The organism is Anaerocolumna jejuensis DSM 15929 (assembly GCF_900142215.1).
In the GTDB taxonomy this organism is placed as follows: Bacteria; Bacillota; Clostridia; order Lachnospirales; family Lachnospiraceae; genus Anaerocolumna; species Anaerocolumna jejuensis.
Genome location: NZ_FRAC01000006.1, coordinates 357,809 through 374,749 on the forward strand (window position 1 = coordinate 357,809; position 16,941 = coordinate 374,749).

Annotated in this window: 14 protein-coding genes; 4 read left to right on the top strand and 10 right to left on the bottom strand. The window is 41.7% G+C overall.

Annotated elements, in window-relative coordinates; all coding sequences use genetic code 11:
- Positions 1-24: 24 nt before the first annotated feature.
- The 6 genes from BUB77_RS01630 to BUB77_RS01660 form a co-directional block, all read right to left on the bottom strand.
- Entirely contained in the window at positions 25-798 is a 774-nt protein-coding gene (locus tag BUB77_RS01630; RefSeq protein ID WP_073272291.1) for a tetratricopeptide repeat protein, read from the bottom strand.
- Positions 799-808: 10 nt separating this feature from the next.
- Entirely contained in the window at positions 809-1,948 is a 1,140-nt protein-coding gene (locus tag BUB77_RS01635) for a CobW family GTP-binding protein (RefSeq protein WP_084123863.1), read from the bottom strand.
- Between the two features lie 303 nt (positions 1,949-2,251).
- The gene (locus tag BUB77_RS01640) at positions 2,252-2,950 is read right to left on the bottom strand and encodes a hypothetical protein (RefSeq protein WP_073272293.1); all 699 of its coding nucleotides are present in this window, start codon (positions 2,948-2,950) and stop codon (positions 2,252-2,254) included.
- Positions 2,951-3,005: 55 nt separating this feature from the next.
- Complete coding sequence (gene folD / locus BUB77_RS01645) at positions 3,006-3,851, bottom strand: bifunctional methylenetetrahydrofolate dehydrogenase/methenyltetrahydrofolate cyclohydrolase FolD (protein WP_073272958.1); 846 nt, start codon at positions 3,849-3,851, stop codon at positions 3,006-3,008.
- Between the two features lie 179 nt (positions 3,852-4,030).
- Positions 4,031-6,319, bottom strand: a complete 2,289-nt coding sequence (locus tag BUB77_RS01650) for a hydratase (protein WP_073272296.1) — start codon at positions 6,317-6,319, stop codon at positions 4,031-4,033.
- A gap of 354 nt (positions 6,320-6,673) precedes the next feature.
- Entirely contained in the window at positions 6,674-7,696 is a 1,023-nt protein-coding gene (locus BUB77_RS01660; protein WP_073272302.1) for a sugar kinase, read from the bottom strand.
- Positions 7,697-8,000: 304 nt separating this feature from the next.
- Between BUB77_RS01660 and BUB77_RS01665 the strand changes: the two genes are divergently transcribed.
- Positions 8,001-9,539 carry an alkaline phosphatase gene (locus BUB77_RS01665; protein ID WP_330392472.1) on the top strand — a complete coding sequence of 513 codons (1,539 nt, stop codon included), beginning with the start codon at positions 8,001-8,003 and terminating at the stop codon, positions 9,537-9,539.
- Positions 9,540-9,649: 110 nt separating this feature from the next.
- Positions 9,650-10,861: a YibE/F family protein gene (locus BUB77_RS01670; protein ID WP_073272304.1), complete on the top strand. Its 1,212-nt coding sequence runs from the start codon at positions 9,650-9,652 to the stop codon at positions 10,859-10,861.
- An 88-nt stretch (positions 10,862-10,949) separates the two neighbouring features.
- Here BUB77_RS01670 and BUB77_RS01675 read toward each other — a convergent pair whose 3' ends face one another.
- From BUB77_RS01675 to BUB77_RS01685, 3 genes are all read right to left on the bottom strand, one after another.
- Positions 10,950-11,138 carry a ferredoxin gene (locus BUB77_RS01675; protein ID WP_073272305.1) on the bottom strand — a complete coding sequence of 63 codons (189 nt, stop codon included), beginning with the start codon at positions 11,136-11,138 and terminating at the stop codon, positions 10,950-10,952.
- A 128-nt stretch (positions 11,139-11,266) separates the two neighbouring features.
- Entirely contained in the window at positions 11,267-11,590 is a 324-nt protein-coding gene (locus BUB77_RS01680) for a DUF3892 domain-containing protein (protein WP_084123864.1), read from the bottom strand.
- Between the two features lie 97 nt (positions 11,591-11,687).
- Positions 11,688-12,824, bottom strand: coding sequence for a PQQ-dependent sugar dehydrogenase (locus BUB77_RS01685; RefSeq protein ID WP_084123865.1), 1,137 nt, complete (start codon positions 12,822-12,824; stop codon positions 11,688-11,690).
- A gap of 329 nt (positions 12,825-13,153) precedes the next feature.
- Between BUB77_RS01685 and pyrB the strand changes: the two genes are divergently transcribed.
- Together pyrB and BUB77_RS01695 are read left to right on the top strand one after the other, a co-directional pair.
- Positions 13,154-14,068, top strand: a complete 915-nt coding sequence (gene pyrB / locus BUB77_RS01690) for an aspartate carbamoyltransferase (RefSeq protein ID WP_073272307.1) — start codon at positions 13,154-13,156, stop codon at positions 14,066-14,068.
- Entirely contained in the window at positions 14,068-14,493 is a 426-nt protein-coding gene (locus BUB77_RS01695) for an aspartate carbamoyltransferase regulatory subunit (protein ID WP_073272309.1), read from the top strand. Before pyrB ends, BUB77_RS01695 begins: the two co-directional genes overlap by 1 nt.
- A gap of 115 nt (positions 14,494-14,608) precedes the next feature.
- Here BUB77_RS01695 and recQ read toward each other — a convergent pair whose 3' ends face one another.
- Entirely contained in the window at positions 14,609-16,903 is a 2,295-nt protein-coding gene (recQ, locus tag BUB77_RS01700; protein WP_073272311.1) for a DNA helicase RecQ, read from the bottom strand.
- Positions 16,904-16,941: the final 38 nt, after the last annotated feature.

Here is a 16,941-nt window from a genome sequence, read left to right on the forward strand (position 1 = left end):
TTGTGGGAATTCATTTGTGTAAAATCACAGGCTGTTCAGTATCTCTTCTGCCTCTTCATCCCCTGTCAGCTGGTATAAAAAGAGAAAAAGATATCTGGCATAATCCGGATTGTTTCTGCCAAGCTCCAATTTACCGACCTGATATAAAAGCCCCAGGGTCTCCTGCCTGGGTACAATCGGTATGCCTTTTTCCTTTAAAATTTCCTGCAGCTTGGAAAGTTCTCTGGCCTGCCTCTTTCTTTTTAAGGCCTTTTCCAAAAATTCCATTTCTTTATCAGCCGTTTCGTTTGGAAAATAATAATTGCTGTATTCGTAAGCTGCTTCCGAAAGGTCCGGCTGATAGGTTTCCAGAAAATACAGGCCAAGGAGCCTGTAATATTTGCTCATATCCGCCCTGGTGTAGCAGTATGGGTACATCCTTTCCGCTGTCTTATAAAGCATGTCCCAGTTGCCCGTATTCTGGTACAAATGTGCCAGTCCGTATAGGACCTCCACATCCAGGGGATTACAGGCAAGGGCCTTCTCATAGTAATAAAGTGCCATTTCCAGGTCATCCCGTTTTCTATACCTTTCTGCCAGTTCCCGGTACAGCAGGTGAAGCTTCCAGTCAAGTATATCGTACCCAGTATCCTTCCTTTCAAATTCGTACAAATAAATTTCAAAAGGATGGTTGGGACAGAAAAAGGCCGAATTCTTTTTCTCTTTCTCCCAGTTATCCAGAAAATCCTTCAGCTCCTTCAGGGTTGCTTTCTCCAGATTTTCGTATAGATAATTATATTGCTTCTCAAGCTCTGTCATCTGCTGATTGTCACCCTTTCTTAAGGCATTCCGATAATTTTTGCAAAAAGAGTTCTCTGTTATAATCTTTTCCAATAAACACAAGCTGATTCATCCGGTCGCCGTATACAGGGTCCCAATCCGACAGAACCTCCGGGTATTGTTCAAAGACCAGCTCCTGCTCTTCTTTTGGCAAGGCAGCCGTCCAGTTGGATACCTCAGACAGGGAGGAATTTCTGCCTGCCTGTTCAAACAGCTGGACATGCATGTCATCCTCTGCAAACCAGATATAGCCTTTTGCCCGTATGATTTCTTCGGGGTAATCCTCTTCTAAAAAAGCTATAAATTTATCATAATCCAGGGGATGCCTGTCCTCAAATGCAAAGGAGGATATACCGAATTCCTCATGTGCTCCTTCCTCTCCCTCACTGCCTCCATGCAGCCTTGTCATGCTATGTCCCAAAGGCGAGGATTCCTCAACTGCTTTATAATCGAATTCTCTTTCCCTGAAAATATACTCTGCGTCAATTCTGCCGTATTCCGTTTCAATAATTTCAGCAGAGGGCTGGAATTTTCGAATGACTTTTTTCACTTCCTCCAGCTGCTCCTTCTTTAAAAGGTCACATTTGTTCAGCAGGATGATATTGCAGAATTCCATCTGTTCCACGATCAGATTAATAATATCAGGGTCTTCCTCTTCTTCCTCCTCTTCTGTAATGTTCTTAAGCTCTTCCAAAAATTCCGCGTAAATCCTGTCCGCGTCAACCACAGTGGCAATAGTGCTTAAATAAGCCTTTGCTTCCGGGTTTTCTTCCGCATATAATAAAAAAGCTTCCGCAACAGAGGCCGGATTACTGATACCGGAGGCCTCCACCAGTATTGTGTCAACCTCCTCTTCCCGTGCTATTCTCTCTATTTGTGTCAGGAATTCATCACGTAAAGTACAGCAGATACATCCGTTTTTCAGCTCTATCATGCTGTAATCCATGACTGCATCCTTATTTTCCAGCTTTATCAAAGAGGCATCTATATTTACAGTTCCCATGTCATTCACAATCAGCGCAACTTTTCTTCCCGATGTATTTTTAAGCAGCTCATTCATCAGTGTTGTCTTACCTGAGCCAAGGTATCCGGTTATTAATATTACATTCTTCTTTGTATATCTAATCATGTCATTAGTCCTTCCCGAAGCAGTTGGCAGTAATGCAAATCATTTGCATTACTCATTATAATCCTGCACTCCCGTCCTGTCAACCAAGCTGCAAATAATTTAAAAGGCTTTGCAAAATGAAGCTCTGCGGAGCATAACTTGCCATAATGCACTGTTTGACAGACAGATGATATGATTTGTATGCTATAAGCGAACATTTTATGTACGATTTTAGCATACAAATCATGTCAGATGTCGGTCAACCGGTGTGTGAGACAAGTTATACTCCGCAGAGCTTCCTTTTGCAACAGCCCCGTCTTGACTTTACTGGGGATTTTCAGTTTTTGATTTTCTGAGCTTTTTTATATAATTATTGATATGAAAACGCTTTTTCTTCTTATTTTTTCCGGGATGCTCATAATCTCCGATAAAGGAGGTATTGATAAAATGACGGATGCATTTAACATCTCTTTCGCTTTCCAGGGAACGAAGCCCCAAATCCAGATTCTTTCGTATCCGCCTCATTGCCTTGCTATGGTCTATTTCCGTAACCAGCCTGCCATCCTGGAAAATCAGCTCTAAAAGTGTTTCATAGCAATACAGCGGATCATAATAACGGCCCGAACAAATCATGCCCTTATCATAATCCTTCAGATATCCTTCCCCGATAATCATTCCTCCGGTATAGATTAAAGGAATATTAATATTCTCGTAACAGGCATTCGTAATTCCATAGCTGATTTCAAATAGCTTTGGTACCACATTGCCAATCTCAGGGAAGCACCGGTCGCAAAAAACAGACAAATCTTTCAGATAAAGCTTATAGTCCTCAATTCCCATGTTTCCGCTATACTGAAATTTCTTATCCTTCTCCCATGTGGGAGAAATATTTAAATCGGCAGGTAAATAAGGACTGTCTTCACATCTTAAAACCACATAGCTGTTATCGTCTTTTATAACATGATTGCTGCCAGCCATTATCATTGTTACCTTTCTTTCCATACTTGTATTTATTCTATTCATTTATTTATACTACTCTTGTATTTCAGCCATTCTTTAATATATATCATTCCTGTATTTAAATCATTCTTTTGGCGCTTTCCACGCAGTTCTTCAGCAGCATGGCAATGGTCATAGGCCCTACGCCGCCGGGTACCGGAGTAATCAGACTGACCAGGTCATAAACATCGTCAAAGTCCACATCACCGCAAAGTTTTTTCCCTTCCATACGGTGTATGCCCACATCAATTACAACTGCACCTTCTTTGACATACTCCCGGTTGATGAATTTGGGTTTACCAAGGGCCGCCACCAGAATATCCGCTCTCTTTGCGACCTTTTTTAAATCCGCAGTTTTGGAGTGGCAGACAGTTACCGTCCCATCCTCCCTGATGAAAAGGGCCGCCATTGGCTTCCCAACGATATTGCTTCTTCCGATTACCACACATTCCTTCCCCTTTATAACAATACCGGAACGCTTTAAAAGCTCGATTACTCCGGCGGGAGTACAGGACACAAAACCCTTTTGTCCGGTATTCAGAAGCCCTACATTTTCCGGATGAAAACCATCCACATCTTTTTTGGGAGATATTGCTTTTACGATTACATCTTCCCTGATATGCTCCGGTAAAGGAAGCTGAACCAGAATACCGTTTACATCATTTCTATGGTTAAGCTCCCCAATAAGGGAAAGCAGCTCTTCTTGTGTTGTTTCTTCTTTTAATTCATAGGACAGGGAGCAGATGCCGACATATTCGCAGGCTTTCTTTTTATTACCGACATATACAGTGGAAGCAGGATCACTTCCTACCTGGATTACCGCTAAAGTAACCGAAATTCCCTGCTCCTTTAACAGTCTGACTTCTTCCTTTAATTCCTCTTTGATGTCGGAGGATATTTTCTTTCCATCAATTATCTTGTTCATAAAAACCCCCTTCCTTTCGTCCAGAAGATATTTTACCATAGCTGTCTCTACTTTACAACCAAAAGAGAGATTCTTCCAATAGCATATCCATTTAGAAATAAAGCCATACAAAAATGATTATCCTCCTTGCATCAGCAAAACAGGATAATCATTTTTATTATAAGTAAAATTACTTCGATTTATTTTTCATTTCGGTAATAATTAATCAGACAGCCCTTATCAATGATATCTCTTTCATCCTCTGTCAATTCCCCCAGTCCCAGGGTGAATTCCTTCATAGCTTTTCCTACTACATAAGCCTTTATTTCATTATTTTTTTCAGCTACTGCTTTCTTTATATCCCTGATAAAAAGATAGTCTCCATTCTCAAAAGGAATTTCTTCTTTTAACAGAAAGGGAAGCATGCCCCAGTTTATTAAATTGGATCGGTACCTTTTGGTTGCATATCCCTTTGCAATATTTGCCAGTCCTCCAAGGACCTTCTGGCAGCTGGCAGCCTGTTCCCTGGCTGAGCCGTCTCCCGGTTTAACGGCATATATTACACTTCCGATTTCCGTATTCTCAGGTTCTAAGGCAAAGGTCTTCTGAATCTCTTTATACACTTCTTTCAGTTCGTCATTTGCCGCCAGGATATCCTCTCCGTGGATACGTGCCTTTTCTGCCTTTTGTACCTCTTTGGCCCGTCCTACGTAAGCCGGGTCCTTTCTGGAAAGGGTAAATTCTGCAAGCCCTAAGGGATTGGAACGGTAGGAGGAGGTTTCACCGGAGGGAATAAGCTCGTCTGTAGTGGTAACCGGGTCCTTTATTACAGATACCACTTTTAATATCATATGGTCCGTAAGCCCTGACATTGCCGGCCAATCTACAATTCCCGGTCCGAATTTGATTTCATTTTCAATTTGAGGGTTTCCGGTACCATTATACACACGGTTATCATAAATCTTACTGTCAAAAAAGTACTTGGGCTTTAAGAAATCCGTATCAATATTTTCAGCCGAAGTTAAGTATCCCTTATTCGCTGCCGTAGCTGCTATGGATCTGGCATCCATTAAGGCAACGGAAGCAATCTGTCCGTTGGTAACCTTGGAGCCTTCTCTGTTAGGGAAGTTCCTGGTCGTATGCCTGATACTAAAACTGTTATTGGAGGGTACATCTCCTGCACCAAAGCAGGGACCGCAGAAGGCCGTCCTTATAGTGGCTCCGGTTTCCATGAGGCTTGCCACAGAACCATTCCTTACAAGCTCCATAAATATGGGCTGGCTTGCCGGATATACGCTTAAGGAGAACTCATCCGCACCGATGTATTTTCCCTTAAGGATATCCGTTGCATCACAGATATTCTCAAAACCGCCGCCGGCACAGCCTGCAATTACACCCTGGTCAACATAAAGCCTGTTATTTCTGACCTTATCCTGTAAGCTGTATTTTATTTTATTATTATCAAGGCTTACTGACGCCTTTTTTTCCACTTCTGCAAGTACGTCATAAAGATTCCCATTCAGTTCATCAATGGTATAGACATTACTTGGATGAAAAGGCATGGCAATCATTGGTTTGACCTGTGATAGATCCACATGAATCAGTCCGTCATAGTAGACGACCTCTTCTAAGGCCAGCTCTTTATAATCCTCTGCCCTGTTATGTATCTCATAGAATTCCTTCACCTTGGAATCCGTTATCCAGATTGAGGATAAGCAGGTCGTTTCCGTAGTCATAACATCTATACCGATACGGTAATCAACGGACAGCTTTCCTACGCCGTCTCCGAAGAACTCCATCACCTTATTATTTACATAGCCTTTTTCAAATACAGCTCCGATAACAGCCAGGGCAATATCCTGGGGACCTATACCCTTTACTGGTTCTCCGGTTAAGCAGACGCCGATTACACCGGGCATATTGATATCATAGGTTTTGCTGAGAAGCTGCTTTACAAGCTCAGGCCCGCCCTCTCCGATTGCCATCGTACCAAGGGCACCATAACGGGTATGGCTGTCGGAACCCAAAATCATCCTGCCGCCTCCGGCCAGCATTTCTCTTGCAAATTGATGGATTACTGCCTGATGAGGCGGTACATAAATACCACCGTACTTTTTAGCACAGGATAATCCGAACATGTGGTCATCTTCATTTATAGTGCCTCCAACGGCACAAAGGCTGTTATGGCAGTTTGTCAGAACATAGGGTACCGGGAACTTTTCAAGACCGCTGGCCCTGGCGGTTTGGATGATACCTACAAAGGTAATGTCATGGGAGGTCAGCTTATCGAATTTAATTTTTAACTTTTCCATATTACCGGAGGTATTATGGGCCTTCAGAATGCCATAGGCCAGTGTATTCTTTGCTGCCTCTTCCTTTGAACAGGCTCCCTTCATTTTACTTTGAAGCATTTCTTGTGTTGCTTCCCTTTCATCAATAACCTCTGTGCCGTTGAGCACATAGGCACCCTTTTCGTAAAGCTTAATCATAGTAATGTCTCCTTTATGCCGCAATACTTAATACTGCTGTACTTTAGTACTTGCAGCAGGTAAGTGCTGCAGGTATTTTTTGATGTTGGATTTATGCATTTTTTTCTATAATTAATTAAAACACAAAACAGTGATATGATTTGCAGCCTGAATTTCCATAAAAGAAAATGAGGTACACAAATAAGTACCCCATTATCATAATAGTTATGAAGAGAATAATCAAGTTTTATTTTAAAACTTTTATATTTAACATAAAATTCCATAGCAGTTAGAATGTATATATATACAAGTTTATTCCATCTTGAAGCACTATTGCAGACTTTCAGACTTGCAGGCTTGCAGACTTACAGGCTGCTACCTTTGTACCCTGCCGGAAGCATCTCCACCCATCAGGTTTTCCACTTCTCTTCTGGTCACCAGGTTAACATCTCCCGGAATCGTATGCTTCAGGGCAGAAGCTGCTACTGCAAATTCCAGTGATTCCCTGATATCTTTTCCTTCTATCAGCCCGCAGATAAGACCAGCTGCAAAGGAATCACCTCCGCCTACACGGTCAACAATGCGCATCTCATACTTTCTGGAATGATAAAATTCCTTTCCGTCATAAATGCAGGCAGACCAGCTGTTATCGGAAGCAGAATAGCTTTCCCGCAAGGTGCTGGCAATGCACTTAAGTCCGAATCTATCCATCATTTGCTGAAAGATATCCCGGTATATGTAATCTTCAGCTTCAATGCCGGTCTTTTCTGTTGTTACAGGAGTTAATCCCAGTATATACTTTGCATCCTCCTTGCTTCCAATGCATACATCCACATATTGCATTAAGTTTGTCATAACCTTATTTGCCTTTTCATAAGACCAGAGCTTTTTGCGGTAGTTAAAATCCATGGATATGGTGACACCCTTCTCCTTGGCAGCCTTTAAGGCAAGTTCTGTTAAATAGGCAGCTCCGTCACTGATGGCAGGAGTAATGCCGCTAAGATGGAACCAGTCAGCCCCTTCAAAGACAGTATCAAAATCAAAATCCTCTTCCTTCGCTTCAGCCATAGAGGAATGAGCCCTGTCATATACAACATTGGAGGCACGCATGGAAGCTCCCGGCTCCAAATAGTAAATCCCCAGCCTCTCCCCTCCTCTGGCTATGAAATCGCAGTTTACATTATATTTTCTTAAGGCAGTTACAGCACTCTCTCCTATAGGGTTTTCAGGAACTTTGGATACAAAATAAGTACTGTGTCCGAAGTTGGCAAGAGATACCGCCACATTTGCCTCTCCGCCTCCGTAATTCACATCAAAGCTGTCTGCCTGGATAAATCTCTGGTAGCCGGGTGTGGATAAACGAAGCATAATCTCGCCCATTGTAACTATTTTTGCCATAATAACTTCTCCTCCGTTTCAAACTATTTCTCTCAACCTCTGATTTTACCGTTTTTTTGCAGACAAAGCAAGGAGAATACTGAATTAATTCTGGACTATATTGCCTACTGCATGTAAATTTTTTAATACAACGTAAACCTTATGTTAAATGTTTCCATTTCATATTGCTTATTTTTATTCCTTATGTTATTTATGAAATAACAATTCTTCTTCTATTGGCTACCGGACTTGCATGCAGGCTGATAGTAGGACAGGATTTGTTCAGCTGCTAAAAATTCTCAAATAATAGAAGGAGTATGAAAGTATGATGAATAAAACCTTTAAGAGGGTTATTGCCTGTATTATCACAGGTTTATTTCTCTTATCCTTTGTATTCACCAATGATTTTTCCAGTGTAAAGAGTACTGCCGCTGGAAGCAAAAAAGAAACCCAGGCAACTTCCTTAAAGGCACCAAAATATGTATTCATGTTTATCGGTGACGGCATGAGCTTTCCTCAGATTCAGGCAGCCAGTGACTATCTTGGCGCTGTCTCTCAGGACAAATCATCCAAGATTATGGCAGGCAATAAATATCTGAATTTCACAAAATTTCCTGTGGCAGGCTCTGCTGTTACATATGATTCCACCTCTTTTTGTCCTGATTCCGCTTCAACGGCAACCTCCCTGTCTACAGGGCACAAGACCTACAGCGGAACAATTAATATGGACGAGACTATGACCACTTCTTATGAAACAATTTCTGAAAAGTTAAAGAAACAGCTTGGCTATAAAATCGGTGTTATTTCAACCGTTAATTTAAATCATGCAACTCCTGCTGCCTATTACGCTCATCAGGCATCCAGAAACAATTACTACGCTATCGGCCTTGAGATGATACAAAGCGGCTTTGATTATTTTGCAGGCGGTGCCTTAAAGAATCCTACCGGAGACAATAAGGATGTACCTCAGAAAAATTTGTATGATCTGGCAAAGGAAAAAGGCTATAAGGTCATTAACACTCAAAAGGATGCCGGTAAGCTTACTGCCGCAGACGGAAAAGCAATCATAATCGGTGAAACCCTGGCTGACAGCGATTCCCTCTCCTATTCCAATGATACGAAAACCGGAGAATGGGAACTAAAGGATTATGTAAAGAAAGGTATCGATGTGCTTGACAACAAAAAAGGCTTCTTTATGATGATAGAAGGCGGAAAAATCGACTGGGCCTGTCATGCAAATGATGCCGGTTCCACAATATCCGATACCATTGCCCTGGATGAAGCTGTTACGGAGGCCGTTACCTTCTACAAGAAACATCCCAGCGAAACCCTTATTATTGTAACCGGAGATCATGAAACCGGTGGTCTTACCATTGGTTATGCTGGCACGGAATATAATACCTTCCTTGACAATCTTTCCAACCAGAAGCTTTCCTACGCAAAATTTGATTCGGATTACGTAAAGAAATACAAGGATAAAAAGACCCCTTTTGCCGATGTCCTCACTGATATTAAGAATAATTTTGGTCTGATTACAGATACGGATACAAGTGCAAAAGCCTATCCCAATTTGGTACTGACATCCTATGAGTACAACAAACTAAAAGCTGCTTACGACATGACCATAAGCGGCAAGCTTGCCAAGAGCCAGGAAGAATACATCCTCTATGGCTCCTATGAACCCTTGACTGTAACCATCACTCATATCCTGAATAACAAGTCCGGCATCGGTTTTACCTCCTATGCCCATACAGGACTTCCGGTAGGTGTTTTTGCCCAGGGGCAGGGAGCCGACCTTTTCACAGGCTATTATGACAATACGCAGATTTATTATAATCTTGCCGACCTTTTAAAGGTAAAATAACGGTCTGACGGTAATTTAGAAGAGAAGGATTGCAGCAAAGGAGAGACTGTCCTGTTCTCCGGAAGCAATCCTTTCTTCTTTTCCAATTAAGCAAAATGAAGGAGCTCAATATGAACCTTTTTAAAAATAGAATAAAAAGTAATCTCCCCTACCACCTGCCCGTTTTAGTTTCCCTGGCTGTGTTGCTGCTTCTTCTGTTGATTCCGACAGGCTACGAGGATGCCGTTATATACAAGGGCACGGACCGTACGGCTGCCAAGGTTATTTCCGTGGATAATAAGAATATCGTTGATACCGGACTTATCCGCTCCGGTGAGCAGACCTGTGTGGTAAAGCTGCTGGGAGGCCGCTTTAAAGGCCAGCAGGCTGAGGGCTTTAACCTGTTGAACGGTTCTCTGGAAAATGATAAAATCTTTCGTGCCGGTGATAAGGTTCTGGTTGTTATCAGCTATCAGGATTCCAGGATACTATCCATCAATCTGATTGACCATTACCGGATAAAAAAAGAAGCCATTCTCGCTGTTGCCTTTGCCCTCTTATTGATAATTGTGGCAGGAGAAACCGGCTTTCGCTCCCTTCTATCCTTTGTAATCAGTATTTTGATGATATGGAAGGTGTTAATCCCTGCCTATCTAAACGGATATAATCCCATCTACTTTGGACTTTTTATCAATGTATCTCTTACGATCCTAATCCTGTCACTGGTGTTTGGGTTTAATAAAAAGGCATTGGCTGCCATCTCCGGGGCATCTTTAGGTATTCTGGTCACCTGCCTCCTTGGTATGATTTTTACGACCAGCTATAAAATTCATGGAGCCATTATGCCCAATTCCGAAAGCCTTCTTTACAGCGGTTATGCAAATCTGAATCTGACAAAAATCTTTATGGCCAGTATTTTTATTGGCTCCTCCGGTGCTGTAATGGACCTGGCTGTTGATATTACCTCTGCCATCAACGAGGTCATCTCAAAAAAACCGGAAATGAAATGGAAGGAAGCTTTTCTTTCCGGTATGAATGTGGGAAGAGCTGCTATGGGTACCATGACTACCACTCTCCTTTTAGCATATTCCGGCGGATATATTGCTCTTCTGATGGTATTTATGGCACAGGGGACTCCCGTGTTCAATATTCTGAACTATAAATATGTATCTGCGGAAATTCTGGATACCTTTATCGGCAGCATTGGCCTGGTATTGGTCGCCCCTTTCACTGCCCTGACCTGCAGCCTTCTTCTCACCAGCAGAAAAGCTGCCAGTAACCAGCCCCTGGAAGAATTACCCCTTTCTGACAATTTAAATACTGATGTGAATTCCGGCTCATAAGCCGCAGCAGCAAAAAAGAGCTGTATTACAGATAATTGTAAAATCAGCTCTTTTCAACCGTTAATATTCAGTTATTATTCTATCAAAACTAATCGATATCGATTGCACTTGTTGGACAGCTATCCCTGGCATTCTCAGCATCATCTGTTTTATCTGAAGGAATATCACCGTCAACGCCATGGGCAAAACCATCCTCTCCCATACTGAAAACTTCTGGACATAGATTTGTACATAACTCACAGCTAATACAAAGATCCGGACTAACACTTGCTTTCATAACTTTACCTATTCACCATTCCTGAGAATGGCTCCTTCCTTTTATAGTAATTTAATATTACTTCTTTAAATGGACAGAGTCAATTCTGTACATGGTTATTATCGTTAAAAAAAGAAATTTTATACATATTAACCTTTTTCCTGTAATCCGGTCACGGTAGGCAGGCTTGACAGGTTATTATCCTCCCTGCCATCGGGCAGGGATTTCAGATATTCATTTCCTTTTCTTGTAGCTACGCCGACTCCTTTGATATCACCCTGCTTTGCTGCTTCAACGCCCTCTTCTTTATTCAGAATCTGTCCATCCGAAAGCTTATAGCCGCTGACTTTCCCGCTTTCTTTTACAAGGGCCACAATTTCTTTTGCATCCGGTTTGCTTTCAGGGATATCCGATAGAGCCATCATGGGCAATACCGATGAAATATTTGTCCGGTCAGTATTCATATTTTCCATGCATAATCCTCCTGTTTTTCATATACAATATGAGATTAGTCTTTGCATATTAAAATGGGTATATTCAACCAAATATTTCATTTACGTATTTTCCCTTTTAATATCGGGGTACAAGGCGGATAATTTTGTCATCCTGGGGATTTGGAAGACCTCTGCCATCCAGATTGCTGGTCGTAATATAAACTGAGCCATCAGAAGCCCCAAATGCCTCCCTCAATCTACCGTATTCATTTTTTAAATATCCGTTTGTATTCAATACCTGGTTTCCGTCTTCACTTAGCTCCATTACCAACAGCTGTGAGCCTCGCAGGGTGGAGATAAACAGCCTTCCATTAAAAGGCCCGCCCTTTGCAAAGGCAATCCCGGAAGGCGCATAGGTTTCATTTCCGCTGTCATATAAGGGCTTAATAAAATCCCCCTCTTTCAAGGGCCAGCCATAATTTCCCCCGGGTAGTATAATATTGATTTCATCATGGGCAATATCTCCATGCTCCGAAGCGTACAGCACCTTATTGTCGTTCCAGTCAAGTCCCTGTGAATTACGAATTCCGAAGGCATATACATAGGAGTCCGGGAAAGGATTATCAGAAGGAATGGTTCCATCCAGGTTCATTCTCAGTATTTTTCCTGCCAGGCTGCTGATATCCTGGGAAAGCTCCGGCATTCCCGCATCTCCTGTAGTAACATAAAGCTTGCCGTCCGGTCCTATTTTAAGCCTGCCTCCAATGTGTACCCGGTTCGCAGGAATACTGTCTACGAGGACCTTATCTTCCACCGTATGCTCTCTATCATAATGCATTCGGACCACCCTGCTTAAGTACTCGCTGTCATCCATATAGGTATACATAACATAGAAATATCCGTTATTATCAAAATCCGGGTCCAGTACCAGTCCCAATAAACCTCCTTCTCCCAATGCTTCAAAGGGAGGCAGAAAGGTATATATGGAATTAGTCTGCAAAACTCCATTTTCAATCAGGCGTATATTTCCGTTCTTTTCCGTAAAGAAAATCCTTCCATCCTTTGTAATATCCATTGCCCATGGAACAAAAAGGTCCTCTGCAACAATTTCCACATCATAAGGAAACTCTTCATATTCTTCTGTTCCTAAAGAGTTTTCCTCCTTGCACATTCTTTCAGACATCCAGTTTACTGTATCCAAGGTATGTGATTGATCTTCATTTTTGTACCAGTTAAATAATTTGCCGATATTTACTGTTTTATAATAATACATACCCATTCCAGCCATTTATCATAATAATTATTCTATGGAAAACCAGGTAAATGGTGCATTTATTCCGGGAACCGGGTAATTAATTTCCTCTTACTAATTAATTTAGTAGAGCTAATTCTCCTCCGATTAATTTATCTAAGAACTATTTTCTCTAAAAACTAATTTTCTAAGAATTATTTTGTAAGAGCTAAATTTTTTCCAAATTAATTTTTCTCCAAACTAATTTTTCTCCAAACTAATTTTTCTCCAAACTAAATTTCTTATTGTACTATAAGAGCTTTTATAGTATAATAATCAGTTGAAAAAATTAACAGTATACGGAGGTAGTCATGAAACATCTTATTAGTCCCCTCGACTTATCTGTTTCAGAATTGGAGGATATCCTGAGTCTGGCAGGTGAAATTATGAATGACAGAACGAAGTACTCGGATATCTGTCACGGAAAGAAACTGGCAACCCTGTTCTATGAGCCAAGTACCAGAACAAGACTTAGTTTTGAAGCCGCTATGTTAAATCTTGGCGGCAGTGTTTTAGGTTTTTCATCTGCAGATTCATCCTCTGCCGCCAAAGGTGAAAGTGTTGCCGACACCATACGTGTTATCTCCAGTTACGCTGATATCTGTGCTATGCGTCATCCCAAAGAAGGCGCACCCTTAGTTGCTTCTACTTATTCTTCCATTCCTGTAATCAATGCCGGTGACGGCGGTCATAACCATCCCACTCAAACCTTAACGGATTTATTTACTATTTCAAAATTAAAAGGCAGATTAAATAACCTTACTGTTGGGTTTTGTGGTGATTTAAAGTTCGGAAGAACGGTACACTCATTAATTAATGCTTTGGTACGTTACGAAAATATTCATTTTGTATTGGTTTCTCCTGATGAACTAAAGATACCTGCTTATCTTCGCGAAGAGGTATTGGATGCAAAGAATATTTCCTATGAAGAAGTAAAGAACCTGGAAGCAGTTCTTCCTGACCTTGATTTGTTATATATGACAAGGGTGCAGAAGGAACGCTTTTTTAATGAGGAGGATTATATCCGTTTAAAGGATTCCTTTATTCTGGATGCCAAGAAGATGACCCTTGCAAAAGAGGACATGCTGGTCCTTCACCCGCTGCCCAGAGTAAATGAAATTGCAACGGAAGTGGACAATGACAAACGTGCCGTTTACTTTAAGCAGGCAGAGCTGGGTGTGTATGTGCGAATGGCCTTAATCATGAAATTATTGGAGGTGGCTTAATGTTAAATATCGGCGGATTGAACCAGGGAATCGTTATTGACCACATAGAAGCCGGCGGAGCAATGAAGATTTATTCCTACTTAAACCTTGAAAAGCTGGATTGCAGTGTTGCGATTATCAAAAATGCCAAAAGCAATAAGATGGGTAAGAAAGATATCATCAAGATAGACGGCAACCTGGATATGGATCTGGATATCCTTGGTGTCCTTGACAGAAATATTACTGTTAATATCATCGAAGACGGAAAGATTACATTAAAGAGAAATCTTAACCTTCCTGAGAAGGTTACCAACATCATCAAATGTAAGAATCCCAGATGCATTACCTCCATCGAACAGGAGCTTCCCCATATCTTCAGACTTACCGATAAGCAAAAGGGTGTATACCGCTGTGTGTATTGCGAACAGGCCTTTAAAAGAAATTAACCGGCTTAATACAAATTATTGAGACCTTCATCAGGAAAAGCATGAAATTTTATGCTTTTCCTTTTCATTTCCCTTCCCGGCCTCCTGGCATAGCTTATAAAAACACTGTCCTCTGCTAACCTCTGATTCTTTCTATTATATCAAGCAGCAGTATCTGGGCATTCTTATCATACATTATCACAGCGTACTCATTGCCTTTTCCGCTGACGCGGCTGTCCGCAGTAATTCCCTCAGACTGCCCTTTTTCCGTAGGATAGGTTTCATTTCTTCCCAGTAAAGGATTATAATCCTCGAAGAGATAGCCTTCCTCCTTTAACACTGTTGTGATATGTACGGAAGCCAGCCTTTTCATAACGGCTTCATCCCTCATATCATTCAGCTTATCTGTAAACTGGCTGATTGTTACCTTGTCATCCGGCACAAAAACTGCTTTCATTTCTTCTGTAAGATGGAATTCTTCTTTGGTCCTTTTGGTTTTGAGCGGCTTCTCTTCTTTTTGTATGTCTGCCGGCTGCTCGTAAGAAAGAGCTTCCTTGCTGCCGCCGGTAAATTCCTGAATAGCCTTAAGAAATCCGCTTCCGTATTTTTGGAACTTATTCTCTCCGACTCCGGTTACCATAAGCATTTCCTCTTTGTTTAACGGGAGCTTTACACACATATCTGTAAGAGTCTTATCTGAAAAAATAATATAGGGCGGCATGCCTTCTTCTCTTGCAATGTCCGTTCTCAGCTGCCGCAGCAGTTCAAAAAGATCTAATCCCTTCGAAGTCAATATTTCGGATCTCCTTAAACCTTTCTGTTTACCTGACTTACTTTCTCCCTGCTCCTTATCACTACTGTCTGCCCTGAGTGCCTTTATTATGACAGAAGCCTGTCCCTCTGAAATCTTAAGAGACGAACGATTTAACTTTACCACAGCATATTTGTCATTTGTTACATACAGGTATTCCTCAATAATCAGCTTATTAATAACCTGTTTTAAAAAGCTTTCCGTATCAGAAGAGTGCTTTCCGTAAAAGCTTGAATTCACCATATTATTGGCAGCAAGCTTGGCGGTCCGCCTTCCCAGTAAAGTCGCTATGATTACATTCACGCCATAGCGCTGCCCGCTTTCCTTGATACAGCTGATGATATCCCTGCTGACCTCTGTCACATCTGTTTCCTCAAATTCTGTCAGGCAGTTAGAGCAATTCCCGCAGGTACCTTCTCCATATTGTCCGAAATAATTCAGGATATACTCTCTTAAGCATTCCCTGGTAAAGCAATAATAGGTCATCTTTTTAAGACGTTCCATATCCCGCTCCTGAATCAGGTCACGGTCTGCCCCACTTTGTTCCTCACTGACATTTCCTTTTTCAATCAGGAATTTATTGATTTCCACATCCTTGCCACTGTACATGAGAATACATTCGGAAGGTTCTCCGTCACGTCCGGCCCTTCCTGCTTCCTGATAATAGCTCTCCATATTTTTTGGCATATTGTAATGGATGACGTAACGCACATTGGATTTATCAATTCCCATACCAAAGGCATTAGTTGCCACCATTACAGGCCTTCTGTCATAAATAAAATCTTCCTGGTTCCGGCTTCTGTCCCCGTCCGGCATCCCGGCATGGTATTTTGCAGCCATAACACCCTGCTCATTAAGGAGTTCACAAAGCTCCTCTACGTTATTTCTGGTATTACAGTAAATAATCCCGCATTTATCCAAGTGTTCTTTCACATAGGCCAGTACCTCATCCGTTTTATTTTTCGGGGAACGGACTTCATAATAAAGATTCTCCCTGTCAAAGCCTGTTACCACTACTTCCGGCGTCTGAAGCTTTAGGATACAGCCGATATCTTCCATAACTTCCTTTGTGGCAGTAGCGGTAAACGCACTGATAACCGGGCGTACCGGAAGTTCTTCAATGAATCTTATAATCTTTAAATAGCTGGGCCTGAAATCCTGTCCCCATTGGGAGATACAATGGGCTTCGTCCACTGCTATCATTGCAATAGGTGTATTTTGAGCAAAGCTCAGGAATTCCTCTGTTTCCAGCCGTTCCGGCGCCACATAGATCAGCTGATACTTTCCCTCTCTGGCATAGCCCAGAGCAAGGCTGACCTGTCTTGCTGACAGGGAGCTGTTGATAAAGGCTGCATGAATACCTGCTTCATTAAGAGCTGACACCTGATCCTTCATAAGGGATATGAGCGGTGAGATAACAAGAGTAATTCCCTCCATGATAATCCCCGGAACCTGGTAGCAGATGGATTTTCCGGCTCCTGTGGGCATAATGCCAAGGGCGTCCCTTCCCTCCAATATGCTGTATACCAGCTCTTCCTGTCCATTCCGAAAGCTGTCATAGCCAAAATACTTTTTTAAGGTATCAGCAGCCTGATTTCTTCTGTCAATGTTTTGAATCATTTCTTCACCTTTAAAATCTTTCTTTTCTATATCAAATA

Coding starts and splice junctions, on each gene's coding strand:
- BUB77_RS01675 (WP_073272305.1), bottom strand. CDS start 11,138: ATGAAAGCAAGTGTTAGTCCGGATCTTTGTATTAGCTGTGAGTTATGT.
- BUB77_RS01640 (WP_073272293.1), bottom strand. CDS start 2,950: ATGAATAGAATAAATACAAGTATGGAAAGAAAGGTAACAATGATAATG.
- folD (WP_073272958.1), bottom strand. CDS start 3,851: ATGAACAAGATAATTGATGGAAAGAAAATATCCTCCGACATCAAAGAG.
- BUB77_RS01680 (WP_084123864.1), bottom strand. CDS start 11,590: ATGGAAAATATGAATACTGACCGGACAAATATTTCATCGGTATTGCCC.
- BUB77_RS01635 (WP_084123863.1), bottom strand. CDS start 1,948: ATGATTAGATATACAAAGAAGAATGTAATATTAATAACCGGATACCTT.
- BUB77_RS01650 (WP_073272296.1), bottom strand. CDS start 6,319: ATGATTAAGCTTTACGAAAAGGGTGCCTATGTGCTCAACGGCACAGAG.
- BUB77_RS01630 (WP_073272291.1), bottom strand. CDS start 798: ATGACAGAGCTTGAGAAGCAATATAATTATCTATACGAAAATCTGGAG.
- pyrB (WP_073272307.1), top strand. CDS start 13,154: ATGAAACATCTTATTAGTCCCCTCGACTTATCTGTTTCAGAATTGGAG.
- BUB77_RS01685 (WP_084123865.1), bottom strand. CDS start 12,824: ATGTATTATTATAAAACAGTAAATATCGGCAAATTATTTAACTGGTAC.
- BUB77_RS01670 (WP_073272304.1), top strand. CDS start 9,650: ATGAACCTTTTTAAAAATAGAATAAAAAGTAATCTCCCCTACCACCTG.
- recQ (WP_073272311.1), bottom strand. CDS start 16,903: ATGATTCAAAACATTGACAGAAGAAATCAGGCTGCTGATACCTTAAAA.
- BUB77_RS01665 (WP_330392472.1), top strand. CDS start 8,001: ATGATGAATAAAACCTTTAAGAGGGTTATTGCCTGTATTATCACAGGT.
- BUB77_RS01695 (WP_073272309.1), top strand. CDS start 14,068: ATGTTAAATATCGGCGGATTGAACCAGGGAATCGTTATTGACCACATA.
- BUB77_RS01660 (WP_073272302.1), bottom strand. CDS start 7,696: ATGGCAAAAATAGTTACAATGGGCGAGATTATGCTTCGTTTATCCACA.